Genomic DNA, 13,055 nt, shown 5'->3' with positions numbered 1-13,055 from the left:
GACAGGATGCGCGCAGTGTAAACCATCGACTGCTTGAGTCCGGCCCGCCGGAGTGATAACAAGGTGAACCGTCATTCCCCTGCAAAATGGAGAACACCATGCATCGTTCGCTGATTGCCGTGGCGCTGCTGTTGCTGGCCCCACTGGCCGCCGCCCAGGTCTACAAGTGGACGGATGCCAGCGGCACCGTGCACTACTCGGAAGCGCCACCGGCACAGGGCACCAAGTTCGTGAAGGTGACCACCACCGGCACGGCCGAGCCGCTGGCTGCCCCGGCCCCCAGCACCACGGCCAGCCGCAGTGAATCCGCGGCCGAACCCGCCAAGCCAGCGGCCGACACGCCGGAAAACCGCAGCAAGCTGTGTGCCTCGCTGAAAGCCAACCTCGCCGCGCTGCAGGGCGGCGGCCCGGTGGTGATGCAGCAGGATGGCAAATCCGTGGCCCTGGGCGGCGACGAGCGCAAGCAAAAGACCGTTTCGACCCAGGCGCAATACGACCAGTACTGCAGGAACTGATCGCCCTCACGCCATGGCGCGGCGGCGGCCGGGCCGGTGCCGGCGACGGCAGGCCGCTACAATAGGCGTCTTCAATCCGCCGGAACCACCCGCATGCGCCTCAGCCAATTCCACCTGGCCACCGTCAAGGAAGTCCCCGCCGACGCCGAAATCGCCAGCCACCGGCTGATGCTGCGCGCCGGCATGATCCGCAAGCTCGCCTCCGGCCTGTATACCTGGAGCCCGCTGGGCCTGCGCGTGCTGCGCAAGGTGGAAAACATCGTGCGCGAGGAAATGGACCGCGCTGGCGCGATCGAAATGCTGATGCCGTCGGTGCAGCCGCGGGAACTGTGGGAAGAAACCGGCCGCTGGGAGAAATTCGGCGGCCAGTTGCTGAAAATCAAGGATCGCAAGGGCCAGGAATTCTGCTACGGCCCGACCCACGAGGAAGTGGTTACCGACTTTGCCCGCAACGAGCTGAAAAGCTACAAGCAGCTGCCGGTCAACTTCTACCAGATCCAGACCAAGTTCCGCGACGAGATCCGCCCGCGTTTCGGCGTGATGCGCGCACGCGAATTCCTGATGAAGGATGCCTATTCGTTTCACCTGACCCAGGAATCGCTGGCCGAGACCTACGCCGCGATGTACCAGGCTTATGTGCGCATTTTCACCCGCCTGGGGTTGACCTTCCGCGCGGTGCAGGCCGATACCGGCGCCATCGGCGGCAATGCCAGCCACGAATTCCAGGTGCTGGCCGATTCCGGCGAGGATGCCATAGCGTTTTCCGACGGCTCCGATTACGCCGCGAACCTCGAAAAGGCCGAGGCGCTGGCGCCGAGTGCGGCGCGCCCTGCTCCCGCGGCCGCGTTGGTGCGGGTCGATACGCCCACCCAGAAGACCATCGAGGACGTTGCCGCCTTCCTCAAGGTCAGCCCGCAGCAATGCGTGAAGACGCTGCTGGTGCGCGGCCGCGACGGCCTGGTGGCGCTGTGCCTGCGCGGCGACCATCAGATCAATGAAGTGAAGGCCGGCAAGCTCGTCGAACTGCCGGACGAGTCGGTGCTTGCCAGCGAGGAAGAAATCCTCGCCGCCACCGGCACCCGCCCCGGCTTCATCGGCCCGGTCGGGCTGCCGGCGTCGATCCCGGTGATCGTCGACCGTGATGCCGCGGTACTTGCCGACTTCGTCTGCGGCGGCAATGCCGACCGCACGCACTGCACCGGGGCGAACTGGGAGCGCGACGCACGCGTGACCCGCATCGCCGACCTGCGCAACGTGATCGAGGGCGACCTGTCGCCCGATGGCAAGGGCGTGCTGCATATCGCCCGTGGCATCGAGGTCGGCCACGTGTTCCAGCTGGGCACGAAGTACGCCGAGGCGCTCGGCGCCACCGTGGTGGACGAAACCGGCAAGCCGCAGGTGATGACCATGGGCTGCTACGGCATCGGCGTCAGCCGCATCGTCGCCGCCGCGATCGAGCAGCGCCACGACGAAGCCGGCATCCTCTGGCCGGAGGCGATGGCGCCATGGCGGGTAGCGGTGTGCGTGATCAACCCGAAGAACTCACCCGCCGTCAGCGCAGCCGCCGAGTCGCTGTACCAGGCCCTGGGCCAGCGCGGCATCGAGGCGGTGCTGGACGATCGCGGCGTGCGCGCCGGCAGCATGTTCGCCGACATGGAGCTGATCGGCATCCCGCACCGCGTGGTGGTCAGCGAGCGCGGGCTGGCCGCGGGCACCCTGGAATATCGCGGCCGCGGGGACAGCGAAAGCCGCTCTTTGAACGAGGATGAATTGATTGCCTTGCTCGGCTGAGCCCGCCATATCCGCATTAACCGAAACGGCCGCCCAGTGCGGCCGTTTCTGCATTTTCCGTGAGGAAATCAATGGGCGCGACTAATTCAAAACCGGTCACATTATTAATCATTCTTAATGTGAAATCCCCTTCACGGATTGCATCGCACTTTACAAGGATTCCGCAGATCAGCGAGAATCGCGACTGCACCAGCTTCCAATGCGTCAGGCTTCGTTCCTCATAATGGCCAGACCATTTAATTGCCGATACTTACCCGGGAGTCCATCATGGCCGTCGACATCAAGAACCTCAATCACAACCAGCTCAACGACCTGATCAGCAAGGCGCAGGTTCGCCAGAATGAACTGCGCAAGGAAAAAGTCGTCAAGCTGCGCGAGAAAGTGCATGCGCTGATCAAAGCCGAGGGTTATACCTTCGAAGACATCTTCGGCAGCGCGCGCGGCAAGGCCAAGCGCAGCACCGGCACGGTGGCGCCGAAATACCGCAACCCGGCCAATCCCGCGCAGACCTGGTCCGGCCGCGGCAAGCGTCCGCACTGGTTCAACGACGCATTGAAGGCCGGCAAGAAGGAAAAGGATCTGGCGATCTGACTGCCGCTCCACTGCTGCAATGAAAACGCCGGCTTTGTGCCGGCGTTTTTTGTTGGTTCGAGGCAATGCCGCATCCATTTGGTGCGAGCCGGCACATACCGGTTCCTCCTCCTGCAAGGCAGGGGGAGGTAGCTTTTGATCTTGTCCAAACCAAGAGCAACCCCTCCTCAATCCTCCCCTGCGTTGCAGGGGAGGAGGCCAGCGTGCCGTGCAGTCTCGTTGTCCTGACGTGCAGGGCAAACGACATCGTCCGCGTCTTCGGCCACTTTTGATTTAAAGAGATCTCCGGGGCGAAACCAGCAGGTCGCCGAACATCAGCCCCGCCACCAGCGACACCAGCAGGGTCACCAGCAGCAGGCCGGTATCCACGCTCAGCGTGGTATCGCGTTCGAGCAGAAACGACACGCTGCGAAAGCCCACGCTGCCCGGCACCAGCAACAGGATGCCCGGCTCGCGGATGACCGCACCCGGGCGGTGCGCGAAGCGCGCGTAGACGTTCGCCAGCGCGCCCAGCAGCAACCCGCCCAGGAACACCCCCACCGGTGCGCCCGGCAGCGAGCCGGAGATCGCTCCGCCCCAGCGCGTGGCCAGATAGCCCACTACCACCGCCACGATCACCACCGGCCAGTCGCGCCGGGCGGCGCGGAACAGGATGGCGAACGCGATCGCCGCGACCAGCAGCGCCGGGTAATCAGTCCAGGCCGGCAGTGCCGGCAGCGCGAAGTCACGTGCCGTGATGCCCACCGCGGCGCACAGCTGGGTCGCCGCGATGGTGCCGAAGGTGAGCTTGAGCAGGGTCGACATGGCGCCGCCCATGCGCGCCATGCCGGACACCAGGTGCCCGCTGGAGATCTCGCGCACCGCGTTGGTCAGCGACATGCCCGGCACCAGGATGATCAGGCTGGCCAGCACCACCGACCTGATCGCCAGCGGCACCACCAGTGCACTCACCACGATCGCCACCGTGGTCGCCACCAGCGCGCAGATCGCATCACTGGCCACCGCCAGCCGCGGCCGGCTACCGGCCAGCAGGGTGATCCCGCCGATGCCCGCACCGATCACACCGGCCACCACCAGGTCCACCCAGGAACTGTGCAGGAACAGCGCCGCGATGCTGGCCGCGGACAGCCCGTAGCTGGCGATCGAGCCGATCTTCTCGCGCCGCGTGTCGGGCCGGCCCAGCTCGCGCAGCAGGCGGAAGCCCTCGCGCAAGCCCAGCTCGCCGGCGATCGCGCGGTCGGCGATGTCGTCGGCCTGGCACAGCCGCTCCAGGTTCACCTCGCCGGGTGCCAGCCGCATCACCTGAGTGGTCTGCGCCACGCCTTCCTCACCCTGGGCCAGATCGGCGAACGAGATGATGATTGCGGTGGGGCTGGACCAGACGTCGGCGGACAGTCCCAGCCGCTGCGCCGCGCCGGCGATCGCCATTTCCAGCCGCGGCGCCGAGGTGCCGTACTGGTGCAGCCGCCGCGCCAGTTCCAGCACGAATGCAATGCGCGTGGCCGGCGCGGTGGTGGCGAACTGCTGTGGACTGATGGCGTCGCCCGCGCTCATGCCGCAGCGCGCACCTGCAGCGTGGTGCCTTCCACCGCAACCACCTCCACCGTGGCGCCCAGCGGCAGGTCCGGCCCGCTGACCAGCCACTGGCCGTCGCCCACGCGGGCCTTGCCACGGCCGTTGACGATCGGCTCGATCAGCTGGTAGCGCTGACCGATCAACTGCTCGGCGCGGCGGTTCAGGCGCTCGCCACCGGGCGCGCGGCGTTCAAGCCGCGGCCGCAGCCAGCGGGCATAACCCACGCACGCGGCAAACGCGAGCAGGCCGAACAGCACCGCCTGCACCAGCAGGCCCAGCGTCGGATCGATCCACAGCACCACGCCCATCGCGGCAGCAGCCAGTCCGATCCACAGCAGGAAGTAACCGGGCAGCAGCAACTCGCCGGCGATCAGCAGCAGCGCCAGGATCCACCACAGATAATGCGTCGATAGCTCCCACATCGGCGTGCCCTCAGCGCAGCGGCGGCTGGATCGCCGCGGTCTTCTGCTGCTGGCCGAGCGATTCCTTCGCCAGCTCGCCGATGCCGGCCAGTGCGCCGATCACGCCGGTGGCCTCGATCGGCAGCAGCAGCATCTTCTGGTTCGGCGAGGCGGCCATCGCCTTCAGCGCCTCGACGTAGTTGTTGGCGACGAAGTAGTTCAGCGCGTTGACATTGCCGTTGGCAATCGCGTCGGACACCATCGTGGTCGCCTTCGCCTCGGCCTCGGCCGAACGCTCGCGCGCCTCGGCGGCACGGAACGCCGCTTCCTTCTCGCCCTCGGCGGCCAGGATCACCGACTGCTTCTCGCCCTCGGCCTTGAGGATCGCCGCCTGGCGGAAGCCCTCGGCATCGAGGATGTTCGCGCGCTTCTCGCGCTCGGCCTTCATCTGCCGCGCCATCGCATCGACCAGGTCGCGCGGCGGCGCGATATCCTTGATCTCGATGCGGTTGACCTTGACGCCCCACGGGTGGGTCGCCTCGTCCACCACCTTGAGCAGCTTCGCGTTGATTGCATCACGCTGGCTCAGCGACTCGTCCAGGTCCATCGAGCCGAGCACGGTGCGGATATTGGTCATGATCAGCGCCAGCGACGCCTGCTCCAGGTTGGACACCTCGTAGGCGGCCTTGGAGGCGTCGAGCACCTGGTAGAACACCACGCCGTCGACGCGCACGACGGCATTGTCCTTGGTGATGACGTCCTGGCTGGGCACATCCAGCACCTGTTCCATCATGTTGATCTTGCGCCCGACCGCCTGGTAGATCGGGATCAGGAAATGCAGCCCGGGGCTGAGCGTGCGGGTGTACTTGCCGAATGTCTCCACCGTCCACTCGAAACCCTGCGGCACGATGCGCACCAGCTTGGCCACGCCGATGACGACGACGGCCACGATGACCAACGCGAGAAGCTGTCCCATTGCCTACCCCCATTCCTTGAAGAAGGCTTGAGTATAGGCGAGCCGACGGCTAGCGCGACTGCGGCAGGCGCAGGCTCACCCGCAGGCCGCCGCCCTCGCGGTTGGCCAGCAGCACACGGCCGCCGTGCGCCTCGGTGATCTCGCGTGCCAGCGCCAGGCCCAGGCCGGTGCCGGAACGCTTGGTCGAATAGAACGGCAGCAATGCCTGCGCCAGCACCGTCTCGCTCATGCCGGGGCCGCGGTCGGCCACCTCGATGCGCAACTCGTTGCCGACATCCTGGATCGACAGCGTGACCTCGTCCGCCGGCCCACCCGACTCGTGCGCGTTCTTGATCAGGTTGATCAGCACCTGCTCGACCTGCACTGCATCGAAATGCCCCGGTCGTTGCGGCGCCGGTGTTGCCAGGCGGTACTGGCAATGCAACGCCAGCCCATCCAGAAACGGCTTCCACGCGATGTCCACCGGCTGTGGCGTGGGCAGCTTGGCGAAGCTGGCGTAGCCGGCGATGAAGCGGTGCAGGTGCAGCGCGCGCTCGCCGATGGTGGCGAACACGCCGGGCAACCGCTCGAGCTGGCCGCGGCGGGCCAGCTCCGCGCCGGAGTGCGCCAGCGAGGTGATCGGCGCCAGCGAGTTGTTGAGCTCGTGGCTGATCACCCGGATCACCCGCTTCCAGGTCGCCACTTCCTGCCGCGACAGCTCGCGCGTCATGCGCCGGAACAGGTGCAGTCGGTGCGGCCGGCCCTGCAGCCGGAACGCGCGCTGCGACAGGTGGAAGGTTTCCTCGCTGCCGTCCATCTCCACGCTGAGCAGGGCATCCTCGCCGCTCTCCACCGCCTTGCGCAGCGCCTCGGGCGCCTCGGCCAGCAGTTCGGCGAAGTCCAGCCCGACCAGGCTGCGGCCTTCGTTGAACAGGTGCCGCGAGGCGATGTTGGCGTAGGCCACCTTGCCGATCGCATCGGTCAGCACCAGCGCCACCGGGGTGTTCTGCACCACCGTGTCGAGCAGCAGCTCACGCTGCACCAGGTGCTGGCGCTGCTCGCGCAGGGTCTGGCCCAGCGCGTTGTGCATGCGGATCAGCTCACCCAGCTCGTCGCGCCGGTTCACCGCGATCGAGAAGCTGAAATCACCGTCGCGGTAGCTGGCCACCGCGCCTTCCAGCGCGCGCAGCAGCCGACTCACCGGCGCCATCACCCGACCGGCCAGCCAGAACGACAGTGGCAGCAGCACCACCACGCTGGCCAGCAGGCCGCCGTAGATGCCCAGCTGCATCGGCGCGCGGATCGACAGCGACAGGTCCTTGTGCAGCCACAGCAGCAACTGCGGCAGCGGCCACTGGGTGACGCCGGCATAGACCAGCGCGCCGGCCAGGCCGGCCACCGCCAGCAAAAAGGTCAGGCGCCCCTGCAGCGAATTCAGGCGACGCCACATTGGCTGTTCTCCCCGGCGGGAAAAAGCCGGCTCAGTGGCACCTGGCGTCGATCGGTGTCATCGCGCAATCGAGCGGTGGTCGCCCGCCCACCCAGCCACGCTCGGTGCCGAGCACGGCAGCCCGGTCCATCGGACGTGGCGGCGGCTTGTTCACCAGGTCGCGCTCGCGGCCATCGCTGAAGCGGAACGGGCTGCTCCCGGCGTCCGCCAGCACCATCGGCGAGCCGAGTCGGTACTCGACCGCAGCGGCGGCGACCGGCTGCCATGCCCACGCCTCGCGGGAGACTGACGGCACCTGCGCCATGGCCACGCCGGCGGTCAGCCAGGCGGCAACAAGCATGATCCGGCGATATCGCATGACGCCTCCCCTGCTGGATGCATGCACTCATCTTTCTACGCCTTCGGGGTCGGGGCAAGCATCGTCGTCACAGATCACTCAAGCCGTGGTTGCCAGGCCGTAGCGCTCCATCCGCCGATACAGCGCCTGGCGCGAGAGGCCCAGGCTCTGTGCCGCGCGGCTGACCACGCCATCGGCCTTGTGCAGTGCGCTTTCCACCGCCTCGCGGCTGGGCTCGTCCAGATTTCGTGCCGCCGGGGCCATCGCCACGTACTGCGGCAGGTTCAGCAGCTCGGGGGTGATCGGCTGGCCCCCGGCCAGCAGCGATGCGCGCTCGATCGCGTTCTTCAGCTCGCGCACATTGCCCGGCCACGGGTAGGCCAGCATGGCCTCGCGCGCGGCGTCGCCGAGCTCGGCGCGACCGTCCAGGAAAAATTCGGCCAGCGGCAGGATGTCGTCGTTGCGCTCGCTCAGCGGCGGCAGGTTCACCTCGATCACGTTGAGCCGGTAGTACAGGTCCTCGCGGAAGGTGCCGGCCTGGATCATTGCCTTGAGGTCGGCGTTGGTCGCGCTCAACACGCGCACCTTGGCCTGCCGCGTCTTGCCGGAACCGAGCCGCTCGAACTGACCGGTCTCCAGCACGCGCAGCAGCTTCATCTGGCCGGGCAGCGGCAGGTTGCCGATCTCGTCCAGGAACAGCGTGCCGCCGTCGGCCAGCTCGAAACGCCCTTCGCGCGCCTTGTTGGCACCGGTGTACGCGCCGGCCTCGGCGCCGAACAGCTCCGCCTCGATCAGTTCGCCGGGCAGCGCGCCGCAGTTCACCGCCACGAACGGGCCGCGCTTCACCGCTGAGTTCGCATGCACGATCGCCGCGATGCGCTCCTTGCCGGTGCCGTTGGGACCGGTGATCAGCACCGGCACGTCGGAACGGGCCACCTGGCAGGCCAGGTTGAGCGTGCGCCCCATCGCCTCGGAGGCGAACACCAGGCCATCGAGGTCGAACTTGCTGCGCAGGTGCTCACGCCGCTGGCGGCGCTCAAGCCGGCTGCGCGCCACCTCGCGGGTCGACTCGGACAGCTCCAGCAGGTTCTCCACCGTGGCCAGCAGCTTGTTGTCGTCCCACGGCTTGGCCAGGTAATCGGCGGCGCCGGCCTTGACCAGCTCCACCGCGGTCTCCAGGTGCGTCCACGCGGTCAGCAGGATCACCGGCAGGTCCGGATGGCGCTCGCGGATCGCGCGGAACAGCGCCACGCCCTCCTCGCCCGAGGTGGTGTCGGCGGTGAAGTTCATGTCCTGGATCACCACGTCGACCGCCTCGCGCTCCAGCGCGAGCAGGCCTTCGTCGGGCGTCAGCGCGGCGAGCGGGCGGATCTCGTGCAGCGACAAGGCCAGCGAAAGCGCCTCGCCCACGGCCGGGTTGTCGTCGATGATCAGTACGGTTCGCATCTTTTTTCTGCACATGCGGCTATGGATGCCGCTCCGGTCCGAAAGGTTGCCATGACTATGGTCACGCGTATACCCGGCTTGCTGCTCATGTCGACCGCGTCGCCACCACCGGCGGCACCGCCGCCGCGCGTAACGCCGGGCCGAGCACCGCCAGTTGCCCCAGCCCCCACAGCACCAGCGCGCCGACCGGCAGGTAGGACAGCGGCAGGCGCGGCAGTTCGTAGTGCGTCATCAGCAGCAGGTTGAGCACGAAGGCCAGCAGCACGCCCAGCGCGATGCCGAAACCGACGATCAGGAAATTCTCGGCCTGGAAGTAGCGCAGGATGTCGCCACGGGTGGCACCGATGGCCCGCCGTATGCCGATGCTGCGGCCACGCTGCTGCACCCAGAAATTGGCCAGCCCGGCGATGCCCAGTGCGGTCACCAGCAGCATTGCCACGCAGACCAGGGCCAGCAGCCACACCAGCGACGCGTCCTGGCGGAAATAATCCGCACGCATGTCGGCATAGCTGCCGCTGGCGTCGATCAGCATGTCCGGGTTGAGTTTCAGCAGCAGGTCCGAGGACTCGCGCAGCAGCCGGTCGCGATCGGACGGCGCCACCCGCATCACGTAGAGCGACGACACGAAAGACACCGGCCTGACCGGGAACATCGCCGAGTATTCCGGCACGAAGTCCTTGCGCAGGTAGCCGCGCACCAGCCGCTCGACCACGCCGACCACGGTGTAGCCGCGGCTCGGGCTGCGCCAGAATGTCTTGCCGATCGGGTTCTGTCCGGGCCACAGCTTGTCGGCAAGGTCGCGGGTGACGATCGCCGCTGGCGACAGCGTCTTCCAGGTCTGAACCATGCCGTCGTATTCCGCGTCGTTGAAATCGCGGCCCTGCACGATCTTCAACCCCAGCGTGTCCAGGTAACCCGGTGTGCCGACGAACATGCCGACAGCCGGGCCGCGCAGCTTCATGTCCGGGGTCAGCCACGGCCGGAAATTGATCGACATGTTCTCCAGCGGCAACGGGAACATCGCCACCGCGGACTGCACGCCGCCCAGGCCGCGCAGCGCCGCCAGGTTGCGGGCGACCAGCGGCGCATTGGCGTCATCGCCGACGCCGTCGTTGTGGATGTAGATCAAGCCGTCCTCGGCAATGCCGGTGGTGATCTGCATCTGCTGCACGCGTCCGCGGATGATGAAGATCGCGTTGCACAGGATCGCGAAGGCCACCGCGATCTCGACCGCCACCAGCAGGCAGACCAGCTTGTGTCGGGGCAATGCGGCAAGGACATGGCGTAGCTGCATGTGTATGCCTCAGAGGGTCTTGAGCTGGAGGGCGGGAGCGATATGGCAGGCACGCCAGGCCGGCAACAAACCGGCGAGCAGGCTGGCCGCGATCGACAGCGCGAAGGTCATCGCGAACATCGACACGTCGAGACGCGCCAGGTCGGCGTAGTCCGCCGGCGTCTGGCGAATGCCCCACAGGCCCGCCCAGGCCAGCAGCAGGCCGAGCACGCCGCCGGCAGCGCCTACGATGGCCGCCTCCACCAGGCACTGGAAAAACACCTGCCGGCGCGACGCGCCGAGCGCGCGGCGCACGCTGATCTCGGCGCCGCGCTGCAGGAACTTGGCCAGCAGCAATCCCGTCGTGTTCATCAGGCAAACCAGCAGGAAGCCGAACGCGATCCACGCCTTGAGGCGGACGTCCGCCGGCACCACCCCGTTCTGGTCCAGCCACTGCATCACGTCGGGCAAGGCCGTGCGTGGCGCCCCGGCATAAATGAAGCGACCCTGCGCCTGCTGCTCGCGCGAATAGTTGTCCAGGAACCGGCGATACGCATGGACCCTGGCCGGGCTGTCCAGCTCGACCCAGAACTTCAGCCACAGGCAGGGCTGGTTTTCCAGATGGAGGTCGTCGGTGGTCGTGCCATAGCAATCCAGGCTGTAGCCGGTGATGCCGAGCTCGGCCAGATCGCGCGAGGTCAGGAACGGGATGAACACGTCGTCGCCCTGGCCATAGGCATCGCGATCCAGGTCGTAGAAATGCGGCGCGGGCCGCCAGTCCTCGATCACCCCGACGACGCGGAAATCCCACTGCCCTATGCGGATCGGCTGACCGACGCCGTCGCGGCCGTGGAAAAGCCGCTCGTAGGCACTGCGCGAAAGCACGGCGACCCGGGCCTTGCCGGTGTCATCGGCCGCCGTCCACGGACCGCCATGGATGAACGACACGCCAAACATCGGGAAGAAATCTGCCGTCGTCGCCAGGGTATGCAGCCCCATCGGCTTCGCGCCGGCCTGCGCCGCTTTCACCTTCACGTTCGAGCCCACCAGGATGGCCTGGCGATCGGCACGACCGGAATGCCACAGGTTCATCGCGTCGATGTACGTCATCTGCCCGGGCAGCTCGTGTGGATCCGCGGGCTTCGGATCCACCTGCGGATGGAACAGCCTGCCGCTGCGCTCCGGCAATGGGTCGCCCGACAGCAGGTGCATCACGGTCAGCGTGGTCATGCTGGCGCCGATGCCCAGCCCGATCGCCAGCACCATCAGCGCGGTGAGCACCTTGTTGCGCTTCAGGCTGCGCAGCGCCAGGTCGAGGTAGTAGGCAAACATGTCATCACTCCATGGACCATCTCCTCCCCCTGCTCACAAGGGGAGGGAGGGGGTGCTCTTTCCCACAGGCAAAAGCACCCCTCCCCAACCCTCCCCTGCAAAGCAGGAGAGGGAGTAAAAAGCGTCACACCGACCGCGTCGCCACCACCGGCGGTACCGCCGCGGCGCGCAGCGCCGGACCGAGCACCGCCAGCTGCCCCAACCCCCACAGCAGCAGCGCGCCGATCGGCAGGTAATACAGCGGCAATCGCGGCAACTCGTAGTGCTGCATCAGCACCAGGTTCAGCGCGAAGGCGAGCAGCATGCCCAGCGCGATGCCGCCCGTGACGATCAGGAAGTTCTCGGTCTGGAAGTAGCGCAGGATGTCGCCGCGGGTGGCGCCCAGCGCGCGGCGCACCCCAATCTGGCGGCGGCGCTGCTGCACCCAGAAGCTGGCCAGGCCGACGATGCCGAGCGCGGTGACCAGCAGCAGGGCGGCGATCACGCCGACAAGGATGCCGGCCATGACGCGGTCCTGCCGGAAATAGTTCTCGCGCAGGCTGCCGATGGTCTGGCTTGCCTTGCTGTCGAGCACCGCGTCGGGGGCGATGGTGGCCATCGCGGCCCGCGCGTCGCGCAGCACCCGCGGCAATTGGACGGGATCGGCGCGCAGCAGGTAGACGGCTGCAAGCTGTACACCCGGCTGCGCCGGCACGTATACCGACCATTCGATCGTGCTCGGGCCGCCCTCGCCACCGTAGGGACGCGCCAGGTGTGCCAGCACGCCGGCCACCCGGAAGTGGAATTTCCCGGTCCAGAATTCCTTGCCCAGCGGGTCGACGCCCGGCCACAGGTGCTCGGCCAGCGCGCGGGTCACCCATACGGCGGAGTCATCCGGCACGAAGAAATCGACCGGCTGGTAATCGCCGGGCTGCGGCACGCGACCAGCGACCAGCTGCACGCCGAGCGCCTTGAAGCTGCCCGGGCCACCGACATAAAAATCCACCACGCCACCGAAGCGTTTGCCCTCCGGATCGGTGGTGATGCCGGCGGTGCCGGCGTGGTCGCCGAATGGCACCTGGTTGATCGCGCTCACCGACTGCACGCCGGGAAGCTTGGCAAGGCCGCTGAGCACGCGTGCATTGAGGTCGATGCCCCTCGCCGGGTCATAGCCGGTCAGCTTGATGGCAGCCAGGGCACTCTCGTCGACGCCGCTGATCACCCGCGTCTGCTGCACGCGGTTGACGATCAGGAAGCAGGCATTGCACAGCACCGCGCAGGCCAGCGCGATTTCCAGTGCGATCAGGATGCTTGCCAGCCGATGGCGACGGAGGGCGGCAAGGATGGGCTGGATCTGCATGGTTTTCATTGCTCTTTTCGAGGAGTGCGGCCGTGGATGGCCGCTTTCAC

The 13,055-nt window shown here is 67.2% G+C and carries 12 protein-coding genes; 3 read left to right on the top strand and 9 right to left on the bottom strand.

Going from position 1 to position 13,055, the window contains the following annotated elements; genetic code table 11:
- The first annotated feature begins 98 nt into the window (after nt 1–98).
- The 3 genes from QQA13_RS03385 to QQA13_RS03375 all read left to right on the top strand — a co-directional run bounded on the left by QQA13_RS03385 (nt 99) and on the right by QQA13_RS03375 (nt 2,897).
- Complete coding sequence (locus QQA13_RS03385) at nt 99–515, top strand: DUF4124 domain-containing protein (RefSeq protein WP_234411381.1); 417 nt, start codon at nt 99–101, stop codon at nt 513–515.
- A 93-nt stretch (nt 516–608) separates the two neighbouring features.
- Nucleotides 609–2,306, top strand: a complete 1,698-nt coding sequence (locus QQA13_RS03380; RefSeq protein WP_108472726.1) for a proline--tRNA ligase — start codon at nt 609–611, stop codon at nt 2,304–2,306.
- A 267-nt stretch (nt 2,307–2,573) separates the two neighbouring features.
- The gene (locus QQA13_RS03375) at nt 2,574–2,897 is read left to right on the top strand and encodes an H-NS family nucleoid-associated regulatory protein (protein ID WP_108472725.1); all 324 of its coding nucleotides are present in this window, start codon (nt 2,574–2,576) and stop codon (nt 2,895–2,897) included.
- A 273-nt stretch (nt 2,898–3,170) separates the two neighbouring features.
- Here QQA13_RS03375 and QQA13_RS03370 read toward each other — a convergent pair whose 3' ends face one another.
- The 9 genes from QQA13_RS03370 to QQA13_RS03330 all read right to left on the bottom strand — a co-directional run bounded on the left by QQA13_RS03370 (nt 3,171) and on the right by QQA13_RS03330 (nt 13,005).
- Complete coding sequence (locus tag QQA13_RS03370) at nt 3,171–4,451, bottom strand: threonine/serine ThrE exporter family protein (protein WP_108472724.1); 1,281 nt, start codon at nt 4,449–4,451, stop codon at nt 3,171–3,173.
- Nucleotides 4,448–4,894, bottom strand: a complete 447-nt coding sequence (locus QQA13_RS03365) for an NfeD family protein (RefSeq protein ID WP_108472723.1) — start codon at nt 4,892–4,894, stop codon at nt 4,448–4,450. The genes QQA13_RS03370 and QQA13_RS03365 overlap by 4 nt, the downstream gene beginning before the upstream one ends.
- 10 nt (nt 4,895–4,904) lie before the next feature.
- Nucleotides 4,905–5,849 carry an SPFH domain-containing protein gene (locus tag QQA13_RS03360; RefSeq protein WP_108472722.1) on the bottom strand — a complete coding sequence of 315 codons (945 nt, stop codon included), beginning with the start codon at nt 5,847–5,849 and terminating at the stop codon, nt 4,905–4,907.
- Between the two features lie 49 nt (nt 5,850–5,898).
- The gene (locus tag QQA13_RS03355; RefSeq protein WP_108472721.1) at nt 5,899–7,278 is read right to left on the bottom strand and encodes a sensor histidine kinase; all 1,380 of its coding nucleotides are present in this window, start codon (nt 7,276–7,278) and stop codon (nt 5,899–5,901) included.
- Nucleotides 7,279–7,309: 31 nt separating this feature from the next.
- Nucleotides 7,310–7,636: a hypothetical protein gene (locus QQA13_RS03350; RefSeq protein WP_199909872.1), complete on the bottom strand. Its 327-nt coding sequence runs from the start codon at nt 7,634–7,636 to the stop codon at nt 7,310–7,312.
- 78 nt (nt 7,637–7,714) lie between these two features.
- A complete protein-coding gene (locus QQA13_RS03345) occupies nt 7,715–9,061 on the bottom strand; it encodes a sigma-54-dependent transcriptional regulator (RefSeq protein ID WP_108472720.1) in 1,347 nt (448 codons plus the stop codon).
- 85 nt (nt 9,062–9,146) lie between these two features.
- Nucleotides 9,147–10,355: an ABC transporter permease gene (locus QQA13_RS03340; RefSeq protein ID WP_108472719.1), complete on the bottom strand. Its 1,209-nt coding sequence runs from the start codon at nt 10,353–10,355 to the stop codon at nt 9,147–9,149.
- Nucleotides 10,356–10,364: 9 nt separating this feature from the next.
- Nucleotides 10,365–11,666, bottom strand: a complete 1,302-nt coding sequence (locus QQA13_RS03335) for an ABC transporter permease (RefSeq protein ID WP_108472718.1) — start codon at nt 11,664–11,666, stop codon at nt 10,365–10,367.
- A gap of 124 nt (nt 11,667–11,790) precedes the next feature.
- On the bottom strand, nt 11,791–13,005 hold the full coding sequence (locus tag QQA13_RS03330; RefSeq protein ID WP_108472808.1) for an ABC transporter permease: 1,215 nt from the start codon (nt 13,003–13,005) through the stop codon (nt 11,791–11,793).
- Between the last annotated feature and the right edge of the window lie 50 nt (nt 13,006–13,055).

This window comes from Rhodanobacter thiooxydans, from assembly GCF_030291135.1.
Lineage (GTDB): Bacteria > Pseudomonadota > Gammaproteobacteria > Xanthomonadales > Rhodanobacteraceae > Rhodanobacter > Rhodanobacter thiooxydans_A.
Note: the sequence above shows the minus strand (reverse complement) of the source record. Positions and strands in the feature narration are given on the sequence as shown.